The organism is Deinococcus koreensis (assembly GCF_002901445.1).
Lineage (GTDB): Bacteria > Deinococcota > Deinococci > Deinococcales > Deinococcaceae > Deinococcus > Deinococcus koreensis.
This window is the reverse complement of sequence record NZ_PPPD01000001.1, coordinates 2,821,220-2,845,279: the sequence shown is the minus strand read 5'-3', so window position 1 is coordinate 2,845,279 and position 24,060 is coordinate 2,821,220. Positions and strand designations below refer to the sequence as shown.

The 24,060-nt window shown below is 71.1% G+C and carries 22 protein-coding genes; 7 read left to right on the top strand and 15 right to left on the bottom strand.

Going from position 1 to position 24,060, the window contains the following annotated elements:
* Nucleotides 1-213: 213 nt before the first annotated feature.
* Nucleotides 214-1,392: an MFS transporter gene (locus CVO96_RS13555; RefSeq protein ID WP_103312682.1), complete on the bottom strand. Its 1,179-nt coding sequence runs from the start codon at nt 1,390-1,392 to the stop codon at nt 214-216.
* Between the two features lie 226 nt (nt 1,393-1,618).
* Here CVO96_RS13555 and CVO96_RS13550 point away from each other — a divergent pair, with 226 nt between their 5' ends.
* Nucleotides 1,619-2,125, top strand: a complete 507-nt coding sequence (locus CVO96_RS13550) for a hypothetical protein (protein ID WP_133161797.1) — start codon at nt 1,619-1,621, stop codon at nt 2,123-2,125.
* Nucleotides 2,126-2,136: 11 nt separating this feature from the next.
* Here CVO96_RS13550 and CVO96_RS13545 read toward each other — a convergent pair whose 3' ends face one another.
* The 7 genes from CVO96_RS13545 to trpC form a co-directional block, all read right to left on the bottom strand.
* On the bottom strand, nt 2,137-2,658 hold the full coding sequence (locus CVO96_RS13545; RefSeq protein ID WP_103312680.1) for an isoprenylcysteine carboxyl methyltransferase family protein: 522 nt from the start codon (nt 2,656-2,658) through the stop codon (nt 2,137-2,139).
* Between the two features lie 9 nt (nt 2,659-2,667).
* Nucleotides 2,668-3,552 carry a hypothetical protein gene (locus CVO96_RS13540; protein ID WP_103312679.1) on the bottom strand — a complete coding sequence of 295 codons (885 nt, stop codon included), beginning with the start codon at nt 3,550-3,552 and terminating at the stop codon, nt 2,668-2,670.
* 45 nt (nt 3,553-3,597) lie between these two features.
* A complete protein-coding gene (meaB, locus tag CVO96_RS13535; RefSeq protein WP_103312678.1) occupies nt 3,598-4,551 on the bottom strand; it encodes a methylmalonyl Co-A mutase-associated GTPase MeaB in 954 nt (317 codons plus the stop codon).
* Nucleotides 4,552-4,581: 30 nt separating this feature from the next.
* Nucleotides 4,582-5,307 carry a histidine phosphatase family protein gene (locus CVO96_RS13530; RefSeq protein ID WP_103312677.1) on the bottom strand — a complete coding sequence of 242 codons (726 nt, stop codon included), beginning with the start codon at nt 5,305-5,307 and terminating at the stop codon, nt 4,582-4,584.
* Nucleotides 5,304-6,362, bottom strand: coding sequence for a phosphoribosylformylglycinamidine cyclo-ligase (gene purM / locus CVO96_RS13525; protein ID WP_103312676.1), 1,059 nt, complete (start codon nt 6,360-6,362; stop codon nt 5,304-5,306). The genes CVO96_RS13530 and purM overlap by 4 nt, the downstream gene beginning before the upstream one ends.
* A gap of 53 nt (nt 6,363-6,415) precedes the next feature.
* The gene (locus tag CVO96_RS13520) at nt 6,416-7,165 is read right to left on the bottom strand and encodes a TVP38/TMEM64 family protein (protein ID WP_103312675.1); all 750 of its coding nucleotides are present in this window, start codon (nt 7,163-7,165) and stop codon (nt 6,416-6,418) included.
* Between the two features lie 69 nt (nt 7,166-7,234).
* Nucleotides 7,235-8,023 (bottom strand): indole-3-glycerol phosphate synthase TrpC, encoded by a 789-nt coding sequence (gene trpC / locus CVO96_RS13515; RefSeq protein WP_103312674.1) that lies wholly within the window; start codon nt 8,021-8,023, stop codon nt 7,235-7,237.
* 117 nt (nt 8,024-8,140) lie between these two features.
* On the opposite strand from trpC, the gene hpt reads away from it, so the two are divergent.
* Nucleotides 8,141-8,668 carry a hypoxanthine phosphoribosyltransferase gene (hpt, locus tag CVO96_RS13510; RefSeq protein ID WP_103312673.1) on the top strand — a complete coding sequence of 176 codons (528 nt, stop codon included), beginning with the start codon at nt 8,141-8,143 and terminating at the stop codon, nt 8,666-8,668.
* Between the two features lie 83 nt (nt 8,669-8,751).
* Here hpt and CVO96_RS13505 read toward each other — a convergent pair whose 3' ends face one another.
* A complete protein-coding gene (locus tag CVO96_RS13505; protein ID WP_165795302.1) occupies nt 8,752-9,834 on the bottom strand; it encodes an endonuclease/exonuclease/phosphatase family protein in 1,083 nt (360 codons plus the stop codon).
* A gap of 293 nt (nt 9,835-10,127) precedes the next feature.
* Between CVO96_RS13505 and leuS the strand changes: the two genes are divergently transcribed.
* Entirely contained in the window at nt 10,128-12,608 is a 2,481-nt protein-coding gene (leuS, locus tag CVO96_RS13500; protein ID WP_103312671.1) for a leucine--tRNA ligase, read from the top strand.
* Between the two features lie 293 nt (nt 12,609-12,901).
* Here the strand turns inward: leuS and CVO96_RS13495 are convergent, their stop codons facing one another.
* Nucleotides 12,902-13,867 (bottom strand): alpha/beta fold hydrolase, encoded by a 966-nt coding sequence (locus CVO96_RS13495; protein WP_103312670.1) that lies wholly within the window; start codon nt 13,865-13,867, stop codon nt 12,902-12,904.
* Nucleotides 13,868-14,151: 284 nt separating this feature from the next.
* Between CVO96_RS13495 and CVO96_RS13490 the strand changes: the two genes are divergently transcribed.
* The 3 genes from CVO96_RS13490 (at nt 14,152) to CVO96_RS13480 (ending at nt 17,907) form a co-directional block, all read left to right on the top strand.
* Nucleotides 14,152-15,741, top strand: a complete 1,590-nt coding sequence (locus tag CVO96_RS13490; protein WP_103312669.1) for a GGDEF domain-containing protein — start codon at nt 14,152-14,154, stop codon at nt 15,739-15,741.
* 163 nt (nt 15,742-15,904) lie between these two features.
* Nucleotides 15,905-17,002, top strand: coding sequence for a redox-regulated ATPase YchF (gene ychF / locus CVO96_RS13485; RefSeq protein WP_103312668.1), 1,098 nt, complete (start codon nt 15,905-15,907; stop codon nt 17,000-17,002).
* 200 nt (nt 17,003-17,202) lie between these two features.
* Complete coding sequence (locus CVO96_RS13480; RefSeq protein WP_103312667.1) at nt 17,203-17,907, top strand: N-acetylmannosamine-6-phosphate 2-epimerase; 705 nt, start codon at nt 17,203-17,205, stop codon at nt 17,905-17,907.
* 13 nt (nt 17,908-17,920) lie between these two features.
* On the opposite strand, the gene CVO96_RS13475 is transcribed toward CVO96_RS13480, so the two are convergent.
* The 5 genes from CVO96_RS13475 to yedA all read right to left on the bottom strand — a co-directional run bounded on the left by CVO96_RS13475 (nt 17,921) and on the right by yedA (nt 22,670).
* A complete protein-coding gene (locus tag CVO96_RS13475; RefSeq protein ID WP_165795301.1) occupies nt 17,921-19,345 on the bottom strand; it encodes an alpha/beta fold hydrolase in 1,425 nt (474 codons plus the stop codon).
* Nucleotides 19,346-19,583: 238 nt separating this feature from the next.
* Nucleotides 19,584-20,390, bottom strand: coding sequence for a hypothetical protein (locus CVO96_RS13470; protein ID WP_103312666.1), 807 nt, complete (start codon nt 20,388-20,390; stop codon nt 19,584-19,586).
* A 111-nt stretch (nt 20,391-20,501) separates the two neighbouring features.
* Nucleotides 20,502-21,086 carry a mismatch-specific DNA-glycosylase gene (locus CVO96_RS13465; protein ID WP_243398357.1) on the bottom strand — a complete coding sequence of 195 codons (585 nt, stop codon included), beginning with the start codon at nt 21,084-21,086 and terminating at the stop codon, nt 20,502-20,504.
* Nucleotides 21,087-21,091: 5 nt separating this feature from the next.
* On the bottom strand, nt 21,092-21,691 hold the full coding sequence (locus tag CVO96_RS13460; protein ID WP_103313492.1) for a sulfite oxidase-like oxidoreductase: 600 nt from the start codon (nt 21,689-21,691) through the stop codon (nt 21,092-21,094).
* 73 nt (nt 21,692-21,764) lie between these two features.
* Complete coding sequence (yedA, locus tag CVO96_RS13455; RefSeq protein ID WP_103312665.1) at nt 21,765-22,670, bottom strand: drug/metabolite exporter YedA; 906 nt, start codon at nt 22,668-22,670, stop codon at nt 21,765-21,767.
* Nucleotides 22,671-22,984: 314 nt separating this feature from the next.
* On the opposite strand from yedA, the gene CVO96_RS13450 reads away from it, so the two are divergent.
* Complete coding sequence (locus CVO96_RS13450; RefSeq protein ID WP_103312664.1) at nt 22,985-23,914, top strand: DUF4032 domain-containing protein; 930 nt, start codon at nt 22,985-22,987, stop codon at nt 23,912-23,914.
* Nucleotides 23,915-24,060: the final 146 nt, after the last annotated feature.

Genomic DNA, 24,060 nt, shown 5'->3' with positions numbered 1-24,060 from the left:
AGTGGGGATCCCTGGCGACCACATGCCGAGCGCAGCGCTTCGCTCCCCCTGCCCCTCTGGGGTAGGGGGCTGGGGGGTGGGGCAGCCCGCCGCCGGCGCCCACCTTTTCACGCGCCCTTCCCCGAGCACACACGTGAAACCGCACGGTGGCTGTGCACATCAGCCGTCCTCAGGTCTGGTGCCCCTGGTGGACGAAGGAACTCGTCTACAGCTTCAGCCGAACTCCGCCCGCTTCGGCTCGGGCAGACGCGTGGCGATCACGGCGCTGGGGATCAGCAGGGCCAGGGCGGCCAGCGCGGCAGTGGTCGGGGAAGTCGCGTCGGCCAGGGCGCCCACCAGGAACACCAGCAAACCCGCGAAACCCCACGAGAAGCCCATCATGATCGAACTGGCCACCGCGACGTGCCCCGGCGCGTATTCCTGGGCCGTGACCACGCCCACCGGGATGCTGGCGTTCACGGCGGCGCCGACCAGGAAAGTCAGCGGGTAGAACCACCAGTCGCCCGGACTGCTCAGGATCAGCGCGGCGAAGAAGGGGATGGTGCTCAGGATGGCGCCGCGCAGCACGGGCGTGCGGCCGTAGCGGTCGCTCAGGCGGCCCCCGACGATCCCGCCGACGGCGCTGGCGACCGCGAACACCGCCAGGGTGATGCCGACCTCGCGCGCCCCGTAGCCCCGGCCCAGCAGGATGAAGGGCAGCATGGCGTTGTAGCCCATGGAGGCGAGGCTCCGCAATACCGCCATGCCCCACAGCCACACCAGCGGCCCCCGGAAGATGCCCACGTACTCGGCCAGCCCCACGCGCCGGGCCTTCTGGGTGCCGGGCGGCGTGACGGCGAAGGTCAGGGCGGCCACCGCCACGCCGATCAGGGCGAACCAGGGCAGGTGCGTGAGGCCCACCCCCGCGAACACCGGCCCCAGCGCCATGCCGCCCGTACCGCCCGCGCTGAAGAGGCTGGCCCACAGGCCGCGCCGGGAGGGCGGACTGTGCTGCGCCACATACGCCGCGCCGGCCGGGTGGAAGAACCCGCTGCCGAAGCCCGCCACCGCGACCAGCAGCACCAGGGCGCCGAACCAGGGCACGAAGCCCATCAGGGTCAGGCCCAGGCCGGTCATGAGCGGCCCCAGTGCGGCGGCGTAGCGCCGATCCAGCCGCTCGCCGATGATCCCCAGCAGGGGCTGCAAGACCGAACTGGTCAGCGAATAGACCGAGGCCAGCAGGGTCACGGCGGCGATGCTCACGCCGTATTTGCTCTGCAGCGCGGGGGTCAGGGGGGTGAGCATGGCGCCGTAGGCGTCGTTGATGAAGTGGCCGGCGGTGACCGCCAGCGCGATGGCCGTGGCATGACGGGCGGCGCTCTGGCTGGCTGCCGCGCTGAGGGGGGCCTGCATCCGCTCACGCTACCGTATCTGCCCCCAGGAAGGGCGGATTCCGGCCCGGTGGGGCGGACGAATCCGCCAATCGGCAGCCAATGGACAGCCAGGCGGCGGTGGACGATCCAGCCTCTGTCCGCTGCGACTCCTGAACCCCTGCCCCTCCCACTCCGGCCGCCCCCACTGGGGGTGTACAGAAAGGGGCCAGACCCTGCACAGGGCCAGCATTGAGTACCATGAGGACATGGCGTCATCGTTCCGTTCCGTGGTTTCGTCCTTGCTGCCCAGTGAGGAGCGGCTGCTGTCGCGCCTGCGTGAACTGAGCGAAAAAGACCTCCAGAGCATCGTGGACTATTTCAGCGTGTCCATGCGCGAATTCGATGTGGTGATCGGCCTCCCGGGCGCGCGCGAGCTGGCGCAGGCCCTGGCGGAACTGCGCGGCACGCCGCTGATCCTGGCCTCCCGCGACGAGGCTTCCGGCTGGTGGGTCATGGACGCCGACCCCGCCGAACTGACCCAGAAGGCCGTGATCGTCACGGATCACTTCACCGATGGCCTGCCTGAGCTGGAAATCGTGGTGCAGGCGTCCAAACTCGGGTATCTGGTCGAGGCCGTGGCCTGCGCCATCGAGCGGACCAACGACCGGGGCCGCTCGCGCCTGGAACTGCAGGGGCTGGAAGTGAACGCCGCCGTGCAGATCGCGGATACCCCTAGGGGCCTGGTCATGGAACGGCGCTTTCCGCAGAGCTGAGCGGTCGGTGTTTATCTGGCGCTGCGGGCATACTCCCGCAGGGCGCGCTCCTCGGCGGGAATGCGGATCAGCAGCAGCAGTCCAGCGTTCAGCAGCGTGAAGGCCAGCGCCGTTCGCCACGCGCCCACCGCCAGCGGCGCGGCGGCCAGTTCCAGCGCCACCACCGCGTAGTTCGGATGCTTGAGGTAGCGGAACGGCCCACCAGTCACGCGGTCTCCGCCCGGCACGATCAGGATGCGGGTGTTCCAGTACCGTCCCAGCGTGCCCATCACCCAGTACCGCAGCGGCTGGGCGAGGACGAACAGCGCCAGTGCGGCGAGGTTGGCCGGTCTGGGAGAGCGCCGGCCCTCCAGCAGCGTAGAAACCATCCAGGCCGGGTGCAGCACGAAGAACAGCGGGTAGTGCTCCTGGCCGTATTCCACCGCGCCGTGCCCGCGTGCCCAACGTTCGTTGGCGCGGGCCAGCCGCAGCTCCAGCAGCCGCTGCAACGTCAGGAAGGCCAGCAGGAACGGGGCGAGGGTGCGGGAAGACATAGGGAGAGCTTACGAGGAGATGACGTTGAAGGAGAGATGACTCCCGGGCAATCCACCGTTGAGCGCGACGTGTACGATTTTAGCTTCCACAACGCCGTCCAACCTGTTGAGTCCTAGGAAGCCGTAGCCCTGCGCCGTGCGTGCCAGCAGCCGGACATGGTCAGGCGTGGCCTGCTGCTCGATCTCCTCCCAGCCCTGTGAGGCCAGGTGTGCGGCGAAGTCCACCAGCAGGACTTCGAGGTCGGTGGCCGTCCCCTCGCCCGGCACCAGGAGGGCGTTCTCGGAGCGCTCGGTGCCTCCGTTCCCGCCCTGGGGCTGCACCCTCCAGCCCATCGGCGCCGCCAGGGTCGGCATGGGGACGCGCTGGAAGTGGTCGAAGTGGGGCTGGCCCGGCTGGCCCGGCTGCCCCAGCCAGTGGCCCAATTCCTCGCGGCCGATGTCCTGCACGCGGAGTCCGAGCTGGCTCACGTCCCCGACCTGCCGGAGAGTCAAGCTCAGCGTGCGGGACGCTTCTGGATGGACACCCATCCACTGCTGATGCCCGGCCTCAACGAAGACCGGCTCGAACATCGTCCCGCTCTGCCAGCCCTGCTCTCCTAAAACCGACCGGTATACCCCCATGACCCCGGAAGCAGTGCCCGGCACGTCCAGCAGGACGTACCACTGCCGCAGGGGACGGGGCGTGGGCGGCTGCGCGCTTCCCGGATACACGAACGTCCAGCGGGTCGCCGTGCCCGTCGTGCTGCCCCAGATCCGCGTGCCGGCAAGCTCCGGCAGGGTCAGCGGCAGGTCGTCCGGCAGCGCGTCGGGCAAAACCTGCACGCCCACGTCGTCTCCACCCTCGCCCAGCAGGCGGCGCAGGAACTCGGGGTGGAGCTGGATGGTGGTTGCCATAGGCCAGTGTGCCTCAGCCCTGGCGCCGATGATGGTCGATCTTCCCTATCCCCTCAGCAGTTCGTCGGCGGCGGCCTCGGCGTCCAGTTCGCCGCTCGCCACGCGGGCGTACAGCCCCGTGCTGACCTCCCGGGCGCGGCGCTGCAGGCGTTCCTGCACCAGCGAGCGAACCTCGAACTCGGCGCGGGCCTCGCGGCGCTCCTGCAGGCCCGCCTCGCCCAGGTGGGCGCGATGCTGCTCGACGGCGGCGATCAGCGCGTCCACGCCCTCGCCCGTGGAAGCCACGGTCTTGCGGATGGGCGCGAACCAGGTGTGCTCGTCGTGGGCCCCCAGGCCCTGCGCGGCCATCAGCTCGCGCACGGTGCGGTCGGCGGCGGGCAGGTCGGCCTTGTTGACGGCGATCACGTCGGCGATCTCCATGATGCCGGCCTTGAAGGCCTGCACGCCGTCGCCGCCGGCCGGGGTGAGCACCAGCAGGGTGTGGTCGCAGGCGGCGGCCACGTCCACCTCGGACTGGCCCACGCCGACCGTTTCGAGGATCACCCAGTCGAAGCCTGCGTCCTCCTGGCCGGCCCCCTCCAGCAGCGCCAGCACACCCATGGTGCGGGCCGAGAGACCGCCCAGCGCACCCCGGCTGGCGAGCGAGCGCACGAACACCCCGGAGTCGGCGTGATGGCGCAGCATCCGGATGCGGTCGCCCAGGATGGCGCCGCCCGAGTAAGGCGAACTGGGATCGACCGCCAGCACCGCGACCCGCTGCCCACGCGCCCGGAGCCGGGCGATCAGGGCGTCCACCAGGGTGCTCTTGCCGCTGCCGGGGCTGCCGGTCACGCCCAGCACCACGGCGCGCCCGGCCCCCCGGTTCAGGGTCATGGCACGCGCGGCGCGCAGCAGCGGCCGGGCGGCGTCCAGCCCCGCCTCCGCCAGAGTGACGGCGCGGGCCAGGGCGCGCAGGTCGCCGGCGCGGTAGCGGGCTTCCAGCGAGGCCGGCTGGGTCATGGGTTCACCTGGGTCACGGGTTCACCGCAGTCACGGGGCCTGCCCCAGCACGTCGTCGGCCTCGGTGGCTTCCAGCAGGTTTTCCAGGTGGGCATCGTCGTTGAAGCCCAGCAGGGTGCCGCTCTGCTCGCCCAGCAGCACGCGGGTGATGGACGTGTTGGTGACGCTCAGGCGCGACCAGGCGTTGGCGGGCACGCCGCCCAGCGCCAGCCCCACCGCGACCCGCACCACGCCGCCGTGCGTGAACACCAGCACCCGCCCCCCCGGATGCCGGGCGCGCAGGGCGTGGAAGGCGGCGCCGCAGCGGGCGTACAGGTCTTCCATGCTCTCGCCGCCGGGGCGCCGGGTGGCCCAGGGATCGGTCTGCAGGGCCTGGAGGTAGTCCGCGTGGCGGGCCCGGATGTCCGCGATCACCAGCCCGGAGAGCGCCCCCACGTCGATCTCGCGCAGGCCGGGGTCGAGCTGCACGGTCGGGGCGCCGGCCAGCCGCTCGGCCACGGTGGCGGCCGTGTGCGAGGCGCGCCTGAGGTCGCTGGAATACACGGCCGCGAAGCTCTGGCCGGTCAGGCGCTCGGCCAGCGTGGCGGCCTGCAGCACGCCGATGTGGCTCAGCGGCACGTCGGCCTGCCCCTGGTAGCGGCCGTCGGCGTTCCAGGTGCTCTCGCCGTGGCGCACCACCCAGAACTCGGTGGCGCTGGCGCGGTCGGGGGCCGTGAAGCCGGTCGGAGCCAGGCGGGGATACGGCCGCTGCGTCAAGACGGCACTCCGCTGAAGGCCACGCCGCGGCCCGGCACCATCCGCCCGATCACCCAGGGCTGTTCGCCGGCTGCGCGCAGGGCGTCCAGCGCCGCGTCCGCCTGGGCCTCCGGCACGATGAACAGGAAGCCCACGCCCATGTTCAGGGCGCGGAAGGCTTCCCCGCGCGGCACCTGGGCGCGCTCCACGATCAGCTCGAAGAGCTGCGGCACCGTCCAGGACGTGGTATCGATCTCCATGCCGATCCCGGCCGGGAACACGCGGGGCGGGTTGTCGACCAGCCCACCGCCCGTGATGTGGGCCATACCGCGCACGTCCAGGCCCGCCTTCTCCAGGGCATCGAAGGCGCTCAGGTAGGCGCGGTGGGGCACCGGCAGCACTTCGGCCAGGGTCTGCCCGTGCAGGTCGGCGCGGGGCGCGTGCCAGTCCAGGTCGTCCAGCGCGAGGCGGGCCAGCGAGAAGCCGTTGGTGTGCAGGCCCGTGCTCGGCAGGGCGATCACGGTGTCCCCCGCCCCGATGCGCGTCCCGTCGATCAGCTTCGGACGGTCGAGCACCCCGACGACCGTGCCCACGATGTCCAGCTCGCCCTCCACGTACACGCCGGGCATCTCGGCGGTCTCGCCGCCCAGCAGGGCCACGCCCAGCGCCTCGCAGGCCCCCGCCGCGCCGGTCACGACCTCGGCCACGATCTCGGGGCGCAGGCGGCCCATCGCCACGTAGTCGAGGAAGAACAGCGGGCGGGCGCCCTGCACCAGAATGTCGTTCACGCAGTGGTTCACGATATCGGCGCCCAGGCCCCCGTGCTGGCCGAGGCGCACCGCCACCTTCGTCTTGGTGCCCACGCCGTCGGTACTGGCGACCAGCACCGGGTCGCTCAGGTGCCCGAAGGCGGCGCGGAACAGGCCGCCAAACCCGCCGAGGCCGCCCAGCACGTCCGGCGTGTGGGTGCGGGCCACGGCCGCCTTCATGAGTTCCACGGCGCGGTGTCCGGCCTCGATGTTCACGCCCGCCCGTTCGTATGCCGACCCTGTGGCGGCTGCCTTGCTGTCCGTCATGACCCTCCCACCCGGCGCCGCGGGCCTGGGCCCCGACGAGTTCAGGAGGCAGTTTACCCGACCGGCGGCTCGGAATTCCCCGGGGTGGTCTGGCCGGACGCGGAAGCCGGGGCCGCGCCAGCCCGGCGCCGGGCCAGCCACCAGCGCGACCCGGCCACCAGCGCCACGGCCACCGAGAGCAGCCCCAGGCCCCACACCATGCGCTGGCTGTTGCCGCTCAGCCACACCACCAGCGCCGTGACCGGCAGCGCGCCCAGCGCGGTCGCCAGCATGAAGGGCCGGAAGCCCATTCGGGCCGCTCCCGCCACCAGGTTCATCACGTCCGACGACAGGACGGGCATCAGGCGGATCATGACCACGCCCTGCACGCCGTACCTCGCCGCGAAGGCGTGGGCTTTGAGCCGGGCGGTCTCGCCGGCCAGCAGGCGCACCAGCGCGTCTCCCACATACCGGCCCAGACCGTACCCCGCCGCCGCCCCCAGCAGCGTGCCGATGTACACGATAAAAAAGCCCTCGACGGGGCCGTAGGCGCGGGCGGTCACCGCGATCATGACCAGCGCGGGCAGCACCGGCAGCACCGCCTGCAGCACGAAGCCCGCGATCAGGGCCAGCGGCCCGGCCCAGCCCAGCGAGTCCACGAAGGCGTGCGTGACCGCCCTGTCGGTGGAGGTCAGGGCCGCGTAGCCGCGCGCCAGGAACACCCGCACATCGGGCAGCGCCAGGGTGCCCAGCAGCAGCAGCGCGGCGCCCCCCAGCACCAGCCAGCGCAGGTACCGGGGAGAGGAGGTCGTGGCGGTCGTCATCCGCCCCAGTCTAGGGACGCCCGAGATGAGTTGCGCCTGCCCAAAGGTTGAGCATCCGGCGGGGCAGGATCAGCCCGTCATCAGCTCCCTGGCGGCCCGGCCCAGATCAGGGCTGCCCGCCAGACTGGTGCCCACCAGCACGGCGTCGGCCAGTTCCCGGATGCTGGCGATGTCGGCGGGGGTGCGGTAGCCGCTCTCGGCCACCAGCAGGCCGGTGAACCCCTGCTCGCGGGCGCGGCGGATCAGGCGGGGGCTGACCTGCAGATCGGTGTGCAGGGTGGTGAGGTCGCGGTTGTTCACGCCGATGATGCGGGCGCCGGCCTCCAGCGCGGTGTCCAGCTCGCGTTCGTCGTGCACCTCGACCAGCGCGTCCAGCCCGAGGTGGTGGGCCAGTTGCAGATACTCGCCGGTCGCTCCGTGCAGCACGCTGACCATCAGCAGGGCGGCGCTGGCCCCCCAGTCGGCGGCCTCGCGCAGCATGGCGGGGTGGATCACGAAGTCCTTGCGCAGCACCGGCAGCGTCACCCCGGCCACCACGTCCCGCAGCGCCTGGGGACTGCCGCCGAAGTGGCGCGGCTCGGTCAGGCAGCTGATGGCCGCCGCGCCGCCCGCCTGGTACGCCTGCGCCGCCTGGGCCGGGTCGAGGGGGGCGATGGCCCCCTGGCTGGGGCTGGCGCGCTTGACCTCGGCGATCAGAACCAGGCCCGGCTGGGCGAGGGCCGATTCGAAGCGGCGAGCCTTGGGGCGGGGCGGGCCGACCTCCGGATCGGCGTGCAGGTAGTCGGCGGCCCGCTCGGCGACGATGCGGCCCAGCACACCGGGGACGCTCTCCAGGGTCAGGGTCGGCGGGGGGGTCATGCCGAGGAGTATACGTGGGGGCCGTCGGAGAGCGGACTGACGTTCCAGACGGTTGGAAGCCGTGCCGCCGGCGCCCACGCCCGCCCCGCCCCCGGCCGATGCGCTAGCCTGAGCTTCATGAGTCTCGCCCCAGGCACCGGCCCCGTCCAGATCACCCAGGAGCAGCTTCAGGCGCGCATCGTTGAGCTCGCCGCGAAGATCCGCGACGACTACCGGGGCCGCGAGCCCCACCTGATCTGCGTCCTGAACGGCGCGTTCATGTTCCACGCCGACCTGGTGCGCGCGCTGGGCGTGCCCTGCACCATCGACTTCCTGCAGGCCAGCTCCTACGGCGACGCCAAGCAGAGCAGCGGCGAGGTGCGGCTGGTCAAGGATCTGCAGTTCCCGCTTTCGGATCGCCACGTCATCCTGGTCGAGGACATCGTGGACACCGGCATCACCATGAACTACCTGCTGCACTATCTGGAGGGCCGTGGCCCGGCCTCCCTGAAAGTCGCCGCGCTGCTCAGCAAACCCAGCCGCCGCAAGGTCGAGGTGCCCGTGGAGTACCTGGGCTTCACGATCCCCGACGCCTTCGTGTACGGCTACGGCCTCGACCGCTCGCAGTACGACCGCAACCTGCCGTTCATCACGAGCCAGGACTGAACAGGGCGCGGAGGGCTGAAGGCAGATGGCAGATGGCCTAAAGATCCTGAGCCATCTGCCATCTGCCTTGGGCCATCTGCATCTCAGGGCAGTTCCACCGTCGTCAGCAGCGCGAAGTGGTCGCTGATCTTGGGCTCGTCCTGGCGGACGCGGTCGCCCGTGTGGCTCAGGCCGGGGGCATAGAAGAAGTAGTCGATGGTGCGGTCGGGCCGTCCCACCGCCGGATCGTTCGGGAAGTGGGTGAACATCCGGGAGTCGCCCGAGTCGATCTGGGACGGGCTGGGAAACGAGGCGTATCTCGCCATCAGCGGGGCGAGTTCGGTATCCGGGTTGAAATAGGCCCGCTCGCGCGCCCGCAGGCGGTCGTAGGCGCCGCGCGTGCCCAGCAGGTTGAAGTCGCCGCCCATGACCCAGGGGGCCGGGGTCTTGTCCAGCACCTCCTGCACGGCGGCCACCTGCCGCCGCATGGTGTCGCAGCCCTGGGCGAAGGCGTCCAGGTGGGTCTGCAGGACGCTCAGGGGTTCGCCGCCCTGCACGCTCAGGGTCACGCCCAGCACCGCCCGCTTGAAGTTGAAGGCCACCGTGACCGGGTCGCCGCAGATGCGCGGCAGCTGGGAGCGCGTGGCCGATTCGATCCTGGTTCTGCTCAGGGTACTCAGGCTCAGGCCCACCTTGCCCATGATCTTCGGGTGCGGCACGAAGGCGGCGCGGTGATAGTAGGTGGTGGCCGTGCAGGGATAGGCGCCGCCCAGTTTCGCCCCGATGAGCTGGAGCTGATCCTGATAGTCGGTGCGCCTGCTGTCGCGGTCGACCTCCTGCAGCATCACCACGTCGGCGTTCTCGGCCCGGATCACGGCCACGACCTCGTCCAGCGTGCGGGCGATGGACTGGGGGCTGGGGCGGGTGTCGGGGCCGTCGCCGGCCAGGGTGTCGTAGAAGAACACGGAGCCGCGCCCGGCGAGGTACTGCACGTTCCAGCTCATCACCCGCACGTCCTGCCCGGCTTTCAGGGCCGGCGTGCTGGCGGGGCAGGTCACGTCGGCCGCCTGCACGGCCCTGGGGTGGTCGGTCAGGGCGTAGACCAGGCCGGTCAGCGCCAGCACGAGGATCAGCAGGCCCAGCAGCACTCGCAGGGGCCAGCGCGTCCGGCGTGGAGTGAGTCTCATATGAAGGCAGTCTAAAGGGTGGGCGCCGCTGGCCGTGCTGCCCCCAGGCGGAGCCCCGGCAAGGTGGCGGATGCATCCTCCGCACCTCATCCGCTAAACTGCCTCCATGATCCGCTCTGCGCTTTCAGGATGGGGACGACCCGGCTAGCCCACAGGGCCCGTCCGACCGTCCCCGGCTGTGTGCCGGGGCTTTTTCGTTGATGGACGATGGGTGATCGACCAGCTCCAGCATGGGCAAAAGCATCTGTCTCCATCATCTATCGACCATCCACCATCCTCCCAAGGAGCTTTCCATGACCCAGACCGACCCCACCAGCCCCATCAACATCCAGGAACCGCGCGCCGAGCGCTACAACCCGCACGCCATCGAGGGCAAGTGGCAGGAGGCCTGGGCCAAGTCCGGCCTGTACACCTTCGACGAGAACGCTCCCGGCGAGAAGTTCTACGCGCTGACCATGTTCCCTTACCCCAGCGGCAACCTGCACGTCGGGCACTGGTACGCCGTGGTCGCCCCCGACGCGCGGGCGCGCTGGATGCGGATGCGCGGCTTTAATGTGCTGTTCCCGATGGGCTTCGACGCCTTCGGGCTGCCGGCCGAGAACGCGGCCATCAAGAACCGGGCCGACCCGGCCAAGTGGACGTACAAGAACATCGAGTACATGGTCGGGCAGTTCGGGCGCATGGGCACCATGATCGACTGGAGCCGCCGCTTTGCCACCTCCGACCCCGAGTACTACCGCTGGAACCAGTGGTTCTTCATCCAGTTCTACAAGCGCGGCCTGGCCTACAAGAAGGGCGGGCTGGTGAACTGGTGCCCGAAAGACCAGACCGTGCTGGCCAACGAACAGGTCGTGAACGGCCACTGCGAGCGCTGCGGCACGGCCGTCGAGAAGCGCAACCTGAGCCAGTGGTACATGAAGATCACCGACTACGCCGACGAGCTGCTGGATTTCACGCACACCGACATGCCCGACAAGGTGCGGACGATGCAGGTCAACTGGATCGGCAAGTCGGTGGGGGCGGAGGTGACCTTCGACACGCCCGCCGGCCCGGAGACCGTCTTCACCACCCGCCCCGACACCCTGATGGGCGCGACCTTCCTGGTGCTGGCCCCCGAGCACGACAAGGTGGCGGCGCTGACCACCGACGAGCAGAGGGCCGGAGTGGACGCCTACGTGGCCGCCGCCGCCCGCAAGACCGACGTGGAGCGCCAGCAGGAGGGCGAGAAGACTGGCGTGTTCACCGGCAGCTTCGCCACCCACCCGATCTCCGGCCACCAGCTGCCGATCTGGATCGCGGACTACGTGCTGGTCACCTACGGCACGGGCTCGATCATGGCGGTGCCCTCGGGCGACCAGCGCGACCTGGACTTCGCCCGCGCCTTCGGGCTGGAGGTGGTCGAGACCGTGCGCCCCGAGGGCGGCGAGCCGATGGACACGGGCACGGTCACCGAGGGTTACACCGGCGACGGCCTGATCGTGAACGAGGGGCCGCTACAGGGCATGAAGGGCGGCAAGGCGCACATCGGGCCGGTCATCGAGACGCTGCAGGGGCTGGGCATCGCCAGGGCCCGAACCACCTACCGCCTGCGCGACTGGCTGTTCGCCCGCCAGCGCTACTGGGGCACGCCGATTCCCTTCGTGTACTGCCCGGAGCACGGCGCGCAGCCGGTGCCCGAGGATCAGCTGCCCGTGCGGCTGCCCGAGAACGTGGAATTCACGCCCACCGGCCAGAGCCCCCTGAAACTGGACACGGAATGGGTGAAAACGACCTGCCCGGTCTGTGGCGGCCCGGCCGAGCGCGACACCGACACCATGGACACCTTCGTGGACTCGAGCTGGTACATGTACCGCTTCCTGTCGCCGGACTACCACCAGGGGCCGTTCGACCCCAGCAAGGCGGGGCTGCTGCCCGTCGACCTGTACACCGGCGGCATCGAGCACGCCATCCTGCACCTGCTGTACTCGCGCTTCTGGATCAAGGTCATGCGCGACATGGGCCTGACCCAGCAGCACGAGCCCTTCGCCCGGCTGCGCAACCAGGGCATGATCCTGGGCGAGGACGGCGAGAAGATGAGCAAGTCGCGCGGCAACGTCGTCGATCCCGACGGTCTGGTGCGCGAGTACGGCGCGGACACCGTGCGGACGTATTTGATGTTCATCGCGCCCTGGGAACTGGGCGGCCCCTGGGATCCGCAGGGCATCAACGGCCCCGCCAAGTGGCTGAGCCGCGTCTGGAACCTGTACTTCGGGGACGCCGCCGGCCCCGCCGAGACGGTCAGCGAGGCCGAGCTGCGCTACGCCGTGCATTCCACGCTGAAGAAGGTGAACGGCGACTTCGAGAGATTGAGCTTCAACACCATCGTCGCCGCGCTGATGGAGCTGACGAACACGCTGGTCAAGGCCCGGCGTGCCCCGGTGGCCGGCACGCCCGCCTGGGACGAGGCGCTGGACATCTTCAACCGCCTGCTGGCCCCGGTCGTGCCGCACATCGCGGAGGAGATCTGGACGGGGCGGGGCGGCGAGGGCAGCGTTCACACGCAGTCCTGGCCCGCCGTGGACGAGGCCGCCGCCACCCGCGACACCGTAAAAATCGGCGTGCAGGTGGGCGGCAAGGTACGCGGCGAGGTCAGCATTTCCAAGACCGCCACGCAGGACGAAGCGATGGCCGCCGCCCGCGCCAACCCGGACGTGTCCCGCTTCCTGGAGGGCAAGGAGACCGTGAAGGAGATCTACGTGCCGGGGCGGATCATCAACATCGTCGTGAAGGGCTGAGCCAGGTCACAGAGACGCGCCCGAGTCGAAAGTGACTCGGGCGCGTCCCTAATAGCTGTCGATTCAGGACTCGGCGCCCAGGCCGGCGTCCTCCCCCCCACCCGTTCCATACAGCATGGGCAGCAGCACGAGCGGCAGGGCGATGGCGGCCAGGGCGAGGAGGAGTTCCATGCCCGCAGTGTGCCAGGGGGGCCATGATCGGGGGATGATCCGGGGTTTATGCGCCCTGGAGCGGAGATTGAGCGGAACCACAGCTTTCGGGGGCATGGACGCCCCCACAGGCCGGCCAGACCTCAGCGCTGCGCGCCCCAGAAGGCGTCCAGCGCCGCTTTCACCTCGGCCGGCTTCTCGAAGTGGGGCAGGCCGTCGGTCTCGGCGATCCGCACGGCCTGGACGCCGGGCTGGGCCGTGAAGAGGTTCAGACGGTCGAAGCCCACGAAGGCGTCTTTGTCGTACAGCACCAGGGTAGGCACCTTGAGTTTGGAATACAGCTCGCCGTAGGCGTCGGGCGTGAACAGGCCGCCACCGATGAAGTACAGCGGCGCGTATTTGGCCCCCGGCTGGCGCGCCGTGTCGTAACCGTAGTCCACCAGCCCCTGATCGACCGGCCCCCGGAAGGAGCGGTCGAGGAAGGACTCGATGACCGGGCGCAGCCGCAGGGTAGCGTACAGCGGCGAGCCCACGGCGCTCAGGGTGCGGTACAGGCGGGTGCCGCCGTCCTGGGCGCTGGCCGTCTGGGTACCGGCGCGCGGCGCCCCCAGGCCGCTGGGGCTGATCAGCGCCAGGGAGCGGATACGGGGCTCAGCGAGCGCGGCGCGGGCGGCGAACTCACTGCCCAGGCTGAGCGAGACCACGTCCACATCGGTACCGATCTGGGCGACCAGGGCCGTGAGCGCCGTGGTCATCAACTCGGGGGTGTAACGGATGTCGGGGCGATCACTGCTGCCGAAGCCCGGCCATTCCAGGGCGTAGACCGGCCGGGTGCCGGCGTAGGCGTCCCACAGCGGCTTCATCTCGTAGGCGCTGGCGGCGGCGTTCACCGAGGAGGTCAGGATCAGGGGCCGCCCGGCGCCACGCGGGTCGGCGTACACACCCACGGTGCCGAAGCCGCTCAGGGGCAGGGCGCGGCGCTCGCCGGTCAGCGCGGGACGCAGGCTGGCGCTCAGGTTGGCGCCGGGGCCGGTCAGGGCCGGGCCACAGGCCGCCAGGGTCAGGGTCAGCAGGCTGAGGAGGATCACGGCTCTGTGTCGGGGCAACATGCCCTGACCTTGACCTGCCCTCCGGCCGGCGTCTGTCCGATGGCGCACGATCTGTGGCAGAAGCGACATTTGGACTCCCCGGCTGTTCGGGGGTCAGCGTCAGTCGGGCGGGCGGGGGCACCCCCCCGCAGGCTGGCCGCGGCGGGGGAGTCAGAGCGCTGCAAGGCCCGGGCCTCTAGAGTGGAGGCAATGGAGTGGCCCGGACAGGATCACCAGCTTCAGCGGCCGGAGAGCGGGCCGCTTTTCCAGCGCGCCCCTGCCCGGACGCACGCGGCGGCGCGGCGATGAGCGGCGAGCCTCCGATCTCCCTGCGCCCGGCCTCGCGGCTCTCCGAACTGCGGGCCATCGAGGACACGCTGGCCCAGCGGCAGGATGCACCGGCCGCTGAACTGGCCCTGCTGCACCGCGACGCGGTCTACACCGCGCTCGATCTGGGCGACCTTGCCGCCGCCATGACCCACGCCCTGCGCTGTCTGGAACTCGCCCGCGCCTGCGCCGACGGGCCGCTGGAGGTCAAGGCGCGCGTGGCCCTGGCGCTGGTGCAGGCCGAGACCTACGACGATCTGGGCGCCGACAGGCAGTTCCGCATCGCCGACCGCCTGGCGCGTGAGCACGGCGACGACCGGGGGGTGGCGCTGGTCGCGGTGAACGCCTCTCACTACCACCTCGAACGCGGGCAGCACAGCGCGGCCATCTCCCTGCTGACCCGGCTGCTGGCCTCCCGGCACGCCCGGGGGCTGGAGCTGCCCCAGTCTCGCCAGTTGCTGGAGAGCTTTCACATCAACTTCGTGGTGGGGGCCTCCGAGGCGCTGCTGGCCGACCGGCTGCGCGGCTCGCGGCGGGAGGCGGTGACGGGCCAGCTGGAGACGTCCGTGGCCCTCCTGCGCCAGCTGGACGCCGACCGGGAGGAAGGGCCGCTGGAGGCGTCGCTGGTGCTGGACGCGCTCACCCGCCACGCCCTGTGGCGCGGCGACCGCGACGAGGCGCGGCACCTGGCCGACGAACACGTCCGGCTCGCGGAGCAGGCCGAGAGCCCGCTGCTGTACGGCCGGGCGCTGCTGGATCGCAGCCGGGTCTGGGCCTCCACGGGCGACTGGCCGGCCGCCATCGGCGACGCGCTGCGGGCGGTGGAGCACTTCGGCGGAGCGGGGGACGACCTCTGGGAAGGCCGCGCCCGTGAAGCGCTGGCCGGGGCCTACGCCAGCGCCGGTCTGTACCGGGAAGCCTTCGAGACCCAGCAGGACGTGACCCGCAGCCAGGAACGCCTGTACCGCGCCTACCACCAGCAGCGCGCCCTGGTCGGCCAGATCGAGCAGCAGGCCCGCGAGGCCGAGGTGCGCGCCCAGGCCCTGGCCGAGGCCGCCCTGCGCGATCCCCTGACCGGCGGCCCGAACCGCACCCGCGCCATGCAGATGCTCGACGACCTGCACGGGCGCGCACTGCAGGGCTTTCCCAGCGCCATCGCCCTGGTGGATCTCGACCATTTCAAGCATGTGAACGACACCTACGGCCATCTGGTGGGCGACGCCGTGCTGATCCAGGCCACCCGCCTGCTGACCCGGGAGCTGCGTGACCAGGATCTGCTGGCCCGGCTGGGCGGCGAGGAATTCCTGGTGCTCATGACCGATGTCGGGGTGGAGGTCGCGGCCACCGTGTGCGAACGGCTGCGCGCCGCCCTGCAGGGCGCCAACTGGGACTCCATCGCCCCGGGCCTGCGAACCTCCGGTAGTTTCGGGGTGGCGCTGCTCGACGGGCGCCTGGACACCGTCGCGGTCTTGCAGGCCGCAGACAACGCCTTGTACGCCGCCAAGGCCGCCGGCCGCAACGCCGTGCAGGTGGCCCCGTCGCGGCCCCGCCAGGGCCTGAGGCCGTAGCGCCGGGCGCCCGGTTCCTCACCTCACCGCCCCCCGCCTCCTTGCCCACAGCCAGCAGGGCATCTCCTCCCCGCCCATCCCGTACACTGTCAGGGTTGCCCCGCCGGGGGCCAGAGCTGCGAACGAGCACTCCGGCGGCGAGCGGGTAGAGGAGCCAAGGATCATGGGATTAGCCATCGGAATTGTCGGGTTGCCGAACGTCGGGAAGAGCACGCTGTTCAACGCCATCACACGCGCGGGGGCGCTGGCCGCCAACTACCCCTTCGCCACCATCGAGCCGAACGTCGGCCGGGTCATGGTGCCCGACGAGCGGCTGGGCGCGCTGAGCCAGGTCTTCACCAAGGGCGAGCGCGTGCCGCCGATCATCCCCACCTTCGTGGAGTTCGTGGACATTGCCGGGCTGGTGAGGGGCGCCTCGCAGGGCGAGGGCCTGGGCAACCAGTTCCTGGCCAACATCCGCGAGGTCGACGCGATCGCCCACGTGGTGCGCTGCTTCGAGGACGGCAACGTGATCCACGTCGCCAACCGGGTCGATCCGCTGGACGACATCGAGACCATCAACACCGAACTGATCCTGGCCGACCTGTCGGGGCTGGAAAAGCGCGTGCAGAACCTGCAGAAGAAGGCCAAGGGCGGCGACCGCGAGGCCAGGGAGCAGCTGGCCGTGGGCGAGCAGATCCTCAAGGTGCTGGGCGAAGGCAAGCCCGCGCGCGCCGGAACCTACGAGGGCGCGGTGCCCAGGGAATTCGGCCTGATCACGACCAAGCCCGTGATCTACGTGGCGAACGTCGGTGAAGACCACCTCACCGAGGACAACGACCACGTGCGCAGGGTGCGCGAGTTCGCCGCCGCCGAGGGCGCGCAGGTCGTAAAGATCAGCGCCCAGATCGAGGGCGAGCTGGCCGAGATGCCCGAGGACGAGGCCCGTGCCTTCCTGCACGACTTGGGCGTCGAGGAGAGCGGCCTGGATCAGCTCGTCAAGGTCGGCTACCAGACGCTGGGCCTGATCACCTTCATCACCTCCGGCGAGAAGGAGGTGCGCGCCTGGACGATCCACGACGGCGAGACCGCCCCCGAGGCCGCCGGCGAGATCCACTCCGACCTGCAGCGCGGCTTCATCCGGGCCGAGGTGATCGAGTGGAACAAGATGGTCGAGGCCGGCGGCTGGGCCGGGGCCAAGAGCAAGGGCTGGGTTCGCACGGAAGGCAAGGACTACGTGATGAAGGACGGCGACATCATGAACGTGCTGCACAACATGTAGAGAACGGTGTGCACTGGAGACGGCGTCGGGCCCCGGTTCCGGCGCCGTCTCTGTCTGGACGACGTGGGGGGTGGGGTCTGCGTCGGCCCTGCTCCCCTGTCCTCCCGACCGGCGTGAAGGATCTGCGTCCTGGGGAGGTTCTCCAGACCCCCTGATTTCCAGGCCATGGAACTCGCGCCCAGCGCGGTATCCTCTGCCCCATGCCCCCGTCCGACACCTCCCCCTCCTCCACGCTGGAGCGGCTGCGCGGCGGCCTGGTCGTGTCGTGTCAGGCCAATCCCGGCAGCCCTCTGCGCGACCCGTACATCATCAGCCGGCTGGCGCTGGCGGCCGAGGCCGGCGGAGCGCGGGGCCTGCGGATTCAGGGCTTCGGGGACGTGCAGGCGGTGCGCGCGGTCACGGCCCTGCCGATCATCGGGCTCACCAAGACCGACCGCGACGACACCGACGTGTACATCACGCCGACCAGCGCGGAAGCGGTGAACCTGGCCGAACTGGGCGCCGGAATCGTGGCGCTGGACGCGACCCGGCGGCCCCGGCCCGAGCCCCTGCCCGACATGATCGCGGCGGTTCACCGGGCCGGCGCACAGGTCATGGCGGATATCAGCACGCTGGACGAGGCGCTGACGGCGATGGAGGCCGGGGCGGACATCGTCGGCACCACCCTGAGCGGCTACACGCCCTACAGCCGGCAGCTCACAGGCCCCGACTGGGCGCTGCTGGCCGAGCTGCGGGCGGCGGGCCTGCCCTTCGTGGCCGAGGGGCGGATCAACTCGCCGGCCGAGGCCGCCCAGGCGCTGGGGCTGGGCGCCCACTTCGTGGTGGTGGGCAGCGCGATCACCCGCCCGGACGTGGTCACCGGCTGGTTCGCCCAGGCGCTACGGGGAGCCGCAGACCCGGCCTGAGCGACCTGCCGGCCTAGCGGCGCAGCGGCGCCATCCAGGCCAGGATCCAGCGCACCACCTGATCGCCCCGGGCGGCCACGATGTCCAGGTGCGAGGCGCCCGCCAGCGTGTGGGTGGTCAGGCGCGCGCGGGTGCCGGCGGCGTAGGCGCGGAAGCCGTCCTCCGTGACCACGCCGTGCTGCGCGGCGATGCCCAGGATGGGCGTGGTCACCTCGGCGGTATGCCAGACCCGCAGACGCTGCTCGAAGGGCGTGCCCCGGGTGTTCAGGCGGGCGGCCGCCAGGTCGAGCGGCAGGCGGTTGGGAAAGTACCACTCGCTGTAGTCGCTCAGCGGCGTCCAGAAGCGGCGCACGAAGTCCAGCGCGTCGGTCGGGGCGGCGGGATCGGCCTGCCAGCCCACCGGCCGGCTGCGATCCTGCGGCCCGATCAGCCAGTGGCTGTCCTGGCCGCCCAGGGCCAGCGCGGTGAAGCTGGGGGCCTCGATGGCGTTGGTCGGGCGCCCGGTCTGCAGGGTCAGGAACGGGAGCAGGGCGTAGCGGCGCTCCAGCTGCAGCAGTCCGGCCGCCAGATTGGTCGCCGGGAAGGGGGTGAGGCCGCCCGCCGGGGCCAGCGCGTCCGGGGCCAGGGCCGCCAGCCGGGCCTGCGCGGCGGCGCGGCTCGCCAGCGAGGGGCCGAAGACCAGCGAGTCCACATAGGGCCGCCCCGCGAGCCGGTTCAGTCCGGCCAGCGGCCCCAGCACGTTCAGGCCGCCCTGCTGGTACTGCTGGGGCGTCAGGGGGCGGTCGGCCAGCAGGCCCGGCACCCCGTCGAGCATGACCAGGCCGCGCACATCGGCGGCGCCCGGCTGGCCGGCGAAGTCGTAGGCCGCGTACAGGCCGCTCAGGCTTCCGCCCATCGAGTGGCCGCCCAGGAACACGTTGGGGGTCAGCGTCCGCGCCTCCTGCACCGCCACCCGCCAGTCGCGCAGGGCCACGTCCAGCCCCCAGTCCTGCATGAAGGCCACGCTGCCGGGGGGACGGGCCGGCAGCCCGCGCTGCACGATGCGGCTCAGGTCGGCCGGGGTGGCCCTCGCCAGTTCGGCCTGGGGCTCCAGCAGGTTGCTGCGGCGATCCACCGCCCACACCGCCACCGCCCCATCGAGGGCCACGATCTGCCGCGCCAGCCGGTCGAAACTGCCCGCACCGCCCAGGTAACCGGGCATCAGCAGCAGCACCGCGCGGGGCCGGGCCGGGCCGTAGCGGATGGTGATGCTGGCGTTCAGTTCACGCGGAGTGCCGGGAACGGTCAGCCCCGGCCGGACGACCCGCACGGCGCCGACCCGGTTCAGGGCCGCCTCGGGGACTGGAGTCGCGGCCGGGCGGGCGGCCGGCGTGCCCTGGGCCCCCGCCAGCGTCAGGGTCAGCAGGGCACAGGCGGCGGCTCGCCGGGGTATGGGCATGACCCCATGCTGCGCGGCCCCCGCCAGGACGATGGTGCGCGCGCAGACAGCGCGCCTTGCGGCAACCTGAAAGCCCGCTTCATCTGCCGGAGGGTGCAGGGAGGCTCCGGCCCCCGGTGCCGGCGGGCCAGGACGCGGCCCGACCGGCGGGAGACGCTTCAGTGTCCGCACGCTGGACTGGGATCGGGAGCCGTCCAGGGGAGCCGGAATCAGCGGTGTGGAGGAGTCCCGTGCGGGATCAGGGCTCTGGGTTGTCTCTGTCCGGGCTGTGCTTGTCGTCCAGATACCGGCCGTGGGCCTGCAGCTGCCGCTCGTGCTGCGCGGCGCGGGCCAGGGTCACGCGCTGCATGCGGGTCTCGATCAGGGCCAGCTGCCGGGTCAGTTCGGCGTCGCTCTGCCGGGTGCGCGGCACGGCCCGGTAGGCGTCCAGCAGGGCCGGCAGGTCTTCGCGCACCGTCTGGCGCACATCGTAGGTGTCGCGTTCCAGCGTGGAATCGCCGGACGAGGCCCACAGGGCGTCACGGGTGGCGAGCACGGTGCGCTGCAGGGCCGCCCGCGCCGGGGCCGGCAGCGCCCGCACGCCCGCCCGCAGGGTCTGGCGGAGCTGCGTCTCGTCGTCGGCGTGTGGGGGCAGGGTGCCCGCGTCCTGGGCTTCGGCGCGCAGCAGCGTCCCCGCCCGCCGGGCGACCCAGACGGCCCCCACCACCCCCAGCAGCAGCGTGAAGCCCAGCACCCAGCCGGCCACGTCGCTGCCCGAGGCCACGCCCAGGCCCAGCAGCACCACGCACAGGGTCAGCAGCGCCGCCCCCAGCACGCTCAGCAGGGCCAGCACCCCCAGCCCCAGGGCGCGGCGGGTCAGGCTGGCGCCCCGCTGCAGCCGGGCCGCCGGGCTCCAGGGGTCGGCGGCCCAGTCCGCGAGCGTCCCCCCGGCGCCGCGAACCTCCCGGCTCAATGAGACCCGCTTCACGGCGGGCCGGATGAGATACCGCACCACCTTCGAGCCGGTGCGCGCCACAGTCAGGACAGTGGTGACGGGAGGAGCCATACACCCCAGGGTACGCGCCCAGGCTGAGAATCGTTCCAGCGGGCCACCCTGGTCGCCCTCCACTGCCGACCCGACCTCTCTGTCGATGCAAGGAGACTCAGAAGGCTGAACCTACGGCAGTGCGGCTGGGGAGGCTCCCTCCAGGGCCTGCAGTTCCGCGACCCGCCGGGCCAGGGCCCTCCAGGGCTCCAGCGTGAAATGGGTGTGGCCCAGCGGGCTGGTGCTGGGCAGCACCCAGACCTCCGCGCCCTGCAGGGAATGGGGCTGCGGGCCGTACGGCAGCCGGCCGGTCGGCACCCCCAGCGTCTCGGACGCCCCGCGCTTGGAGGTGAAGGCCACCAGGCGCGGCCGGTAGCGCCCGACCTTGTCCAGCAGCTCCGCCGGTCGCCACGCCGCTGTGGGCAGAGCCGAGTCCACGCCGCTGTGGCGTTTGGCCACGTCGGTCAGGCCGATGCCGTAGCCGGGCAGCGCCGGATACTCGTGGGGCGACAGGCGCCGGGGGGTCAGGCCGACCTCGTGCAGCACCCGCCAGAACTTGTTGGTCGGGTTGGCGTAGTACGCCCGCTGGGCGGCGCTGATCCGGCTGGGCGCGGTGCCCACCAGCAGCAGGGTCAGCCCGGGCTGCAGGACGTCCGGCACGAGGTACTCGCCGCCGCCCGTGAGGTCGGCCTGCGCTTCAGTGCTGCCCTCAGCCACCTGCCTCAAGCGTCGTCGTCGTAGCGCTGCTCCCTGAAGGGGTCGCCGCGCATGTGGTAGCCGTTGCGCTCCCAGAAGCCGGCCTGATCCCGGTCCATGAACTCCAGGCCGGTCAGCCACTTGGCGCTCTTCCAGAAGTACAGGTGCGGCACCACCATCCGCAGGGGGCCGCCGTGCTCGGCGTCCAGCGGCTGGTCGCCAAAGGTGTGCGCCAGCAGGTTCTCCGGCCGGGCGAAGTCCTCCAGGCTCAGGTTGGTGGTGTAACCCCCGACCGAATGCTGCATGACATGGGTGGCGGCCGGGTCGAGCTGCAGGAGTTCCAGCAGGTCGGTGGCGCGGACGCCCGTCCAGGTCGTCTCCAGCTTGCTCCAGTGGGTCACGCAGTGGATGTCGTAGGTCAGGGTGGTCTGCGGCAGGGCCAGCAGGTCGGCCCAGGTGAAGCTGCGTTCCTGGGCCAGACCGCTGATCCGCACCACCACGTCTGCGGGGCGGTAGTGCTGGGTCGGGCCGTAGGTGAGCACCGGAAACCGGGTGGTCAGGGTCTGGCCGGGCGGCACGCGCCCGTTCATGTCATCGGCCGGCTTCTTGAAGAATTTCCCGAGCATGAGGGTATTGGACACGCTGACCCCCACCCTGGCCACGGAGCGGGCTACCATTAACCCCTGCATTAAGGTTTGCTCAGGCCGCCGGTTCGGACGCGGGCGTCTGGGCGGCCCTGGGCCAGACCACCAGCCCCACCCCCGCCAGGATCACCCCCAGCGCCAGCCAGCCGCCCAGGCCCAGGGTCTCGCCGCCCAGGCCCACCCCCAGCAGCACCGCCACCACCGGATTCACGTAGGCGTAGCTGGTCGCCAGCGCCGGGCGGGTGTGCGCCACCAGGTACATGTACGCCGAGTAGGCCAGCAGGCTGCCGAAGACCGTCAGGTAGGCCAGGGCCCACAGACTGGGGCCAGAGGGCGGCTGCCAGCGCTCGCCCATCGCGGCGCCCGCCAGCAGCAGCAGCCCGCCCCCGGTCAGCATCTCGGCGGCGCTGCCCATCAGGCCCGGGGGCAGCGGCAGGTGGCGCGACCACTGGCTGCCCAGGGTCCAGCACAGCGGGGCCAGGAACAGCAGCAGCGCCGCGAGCGGGGTGGCCCGCAGCTCGGAGACGTTGAGCAGGATCACGCCCAGCAGCCCCACGCCGATCCCCAGCCACTCGTGCCCGGCGCTGCGCTCGCCCCACAGCCGGGCGAACAGCGCCGCAAACAGGGGCGAGACCGCGATCAGCATGGCGGCGACCGAACTGCTGGCCTCGCGCTCGGCCAGGGTCACCAGCCCCGTGCCGCCGCCCAGCAGCAGCGCCCCCACCAGGGCCGAGGCGCCCCAGCCGCGCGCACTGGGCAGCGCCGCGCCGCGCAGCCGCAGCACCAGCATGAGCAGCGCGCCGGCCACCAGAAAGCGCACGCCCAGCATCCCCAGGGGCGGCAGGGTCTCGATGGCCACCTTGATGGCGTAGTAGGTGCTGCCCCACACGAGGTACACGGTGACCAGACTGGCCAGCACCAGCGGGGTCAGGACGGTCGAGCGGGGCGTGGCGTGGGTCATGCGGGCGCCAGCATAGCGGCCTACGCCAGCGTGGGGGGCCTGTTGGGATGGCCGGGGCGAGAGCGAATCCGCGCAGGGCACCTTTCCGACTGGCCGCCGTGCCCCGGGCGAGGGTGGTCGATCGGGCTTCGCCCAGCAGCGGCCAGCGGCCTTAAGGAAGCGTGGAGACGCCGTAAGAGAAGTCAGAATCCTGACAGTCGGCTGGTGTAATGTGCAGGGCAAGACCGGGGCGTTCACCTTTTCCCCTGTCCGCACCATGCCCCGGCCCCATCCGCGCCCCTGGAGAGTCAGGTTCCGCGCAAGGAGTACGCCGCATGTCCGCGAATCAACACCGCAACACGGCACGTGGAGAAGTCGAGCGCGCCCGCTTCATGAGCGATATCCGCGATATGGTCGCCATCCTGCGCCGTCAACCCAATGAACTCCTGCCCTTCGACTGGGTCAAGCACCTCGCCCCCGACGGCGAGCACCAGTTGGGCATCCAGACCATTCCCGTCGACCACATCATCGGTTCCGTCGACCGCTACCGTGAGTTCGACCGTCACTACCTGCCCAAGGAGTCGCACCTCGACGAGCGCTGGATCGGCGTGCGCAGTGCGCAGCTCCAGGGCAAGGAACTGCCGCCCATTCAGGTCTACAAGGTGGGCGACCTCTACTTCGTCAAGGACGGCAACCACCGCGTCTCGGTGGCGCGCCGGCAGGGCCAGATGTACATCGACGCCCACGTGATCGAACTGAACGTCGTGGTGCCTCCGGACGAGAACGACACCCTCAAGGATCTGATCATCAAGGGCGAGTACGCGCAGTTCCTGAAGGCCACCAACCTCGACCGCATCCTGCCGCACCACCGCCAGATCCTCTTCACCACGCCCGGCCGCTACGAGAAGCTGCTGGAGCACATCCGCACCCGGCAGTATTTTCTGGATCAGAAGCGCTTCCAGGAGGGCAGGGAGCCCGTGACCTGGGAGGAGGCGGTCGAGAGCTGGTACTGCCGCCTGTACCTGCGGATCGTGGAGAACCTGGAACTGCACAACGTCATGTTCCGCTTCCCGGGGCGCACCGAGGCCGACCTGTACCTGTGGATCATGGATCACCGCTACTTCCTGACCCAGAAGTACGGCCACGACGTGGGCAGCGAGGAGGCCACCAAGGACTTCCGGGCCCACTACGCCCCACCGCTCTACAAACGCATCGGGCAGCGGGTACAGCTGATGCTCAAGGGAAAATTGGATCCGGCGATGTGAAGGGCGAGCGGGGCACAGCGCCGGACAAGCAGAGAGACGAGTAGGGCCGCGTGGATCGTGATCGGGGGAAGAGGCCCCAGACGATCTACGGCTGGTTGGGCAGGGGCGAGCGACCCGCACAGGGATGACCTCTGTGCCGAGCCACT

Coding starts and splice junctions, on each gene's coding strand:
- CVO96_RS13490 (WP_103312669.1), top strand. CDS start 14,152: ATGAGCGGCGAGCCTCCGATCTCCCTGCGCCCGGCCTCGCGGCTCTCC.
- ychF (WP_103312668.1), top strand. CDS start 15,905: ATGGGATTAGCCATCGGAATTGTCGGGTTGCCGAACGTCGGGAAGAGC.
- leuS (WP_103312671.1), top strand. CDS start 10,128: ATGACCCAGACCGACCCCACCAGCCCCATCAACATCCAGGAACCGCGC.
- trpC (WP_103312674.1), bottom strand. CDS start 8,023: ATGACCCCCCCGCCGACCCTGACCCTGGAGAGCGTCCCCGGTGTGCTG.
- CVO96_RS13520 (WP_103312675.1), bottom strand. CDS start 7,165: ATGACGACCGCCACGACCTCCTCTCCCCGGTACCTGCGCTGGCTGGTG.
- CVO96_RS13545 (WP_103312680.1), bottom strand. CDS start 2,658: ATGTCTTCCCGCACCCTCGCCCCGTTCCTGCTGGCCTTCCTGACGTTG.
- yedA (WP_103312665.1), bottom strand. CDS start 22,670: ATGACCCACGCCACGCCCCGCTCGACCGTCCTGACCCCGCTGGTGCTG.
- meaB (WP_103312678.1), bottom strand. CDS start 4,551: ATGACCCAGCCGGCCTCGCTGGAAGCCCGCTACCGCGCCGGCGACCTG.
- CVO96_RS13505 (WP_165795302.1), bottom strand. CDS start 9,834: ATGAGACTCACTCCACGCCGGACGCGCTGGCCCCTGCGAGTGCTGCTG.
- CVO96_RS13470 (WP_103312666.1), bottom strand. CDS start 20,390: ATGGCTCCTCCCGTCACCACTGTCCTGACTGTGGCGCGCACCGGCTCG.
- CVO96_RS13555 (WP_103312682.1), bottom strand. CDS start 1,392: ATGCAGGCCCCCCTCAGCGCGGCAGCCAGCCAGAGCGCCGCCCGTCAT.
- CVO96_RS13540 (WP_103312679.1), bottom strand. CDS start 3,552: ATGGCAACCACCATCCAGCTCCACCCCGAGTTCCTGCGCCGCCTGCTG.
- CVO96_RS13475 (WP_165795301.1), bottom strand. CDS start 19,345: ATGCCCATACCCCGGCGAGCCGCCGCCTGTGCCCTGCTGACCCTGACG.
- purM (WP_103312676.1), bottom strand. CDS start 6,362: ATGACGGACAGCAAGGCAGCCGCCACAGGGTCGGCATACGAACGGGCG.
- CVO96_RS13480 (WP_103312667.1), top strand. CDS start 17,203: ATGCCCCCGTCCGACACCTCCCCCTCCTCCACGCTGGAGCGGCTGCGC.
- CVO96_RS13450 (WP_103312664.1), top strand. CDS start 22,985: ATGTCCGCGAATCAACACCGCAACACGGCACGTGGAGAAGTCGAGCGC.
- CVO96_RS13495 (WP_103312670.1), bottom strand. CDS start 13,867: ATGTTGCCCCGACACAGAGCCGTGATCCTCCTCAGCCTGCTGACCCTG.
- CVO96_RS13460 (WP_103313492.1), bottom strand. CDS start 21,691: ATGCTCGGGAAATTCTTCAAGAAGCCGGCCGATGACATGAACGGGCGC.
- CVO96_RS13550 (WP_133161797.1), top strand. CDS start 1,619: ATGGCGTCATCGTTCCGTTCCGTGGTTTCGTCCTTGCTGCCCAGTGAG.
- hpt (WP_103312673.1), top strand. CDS start 8,141: ATGAGTCTCGCCCCAGGCACCGGCCCCGTCCAGATCACCCAGGAGCAG.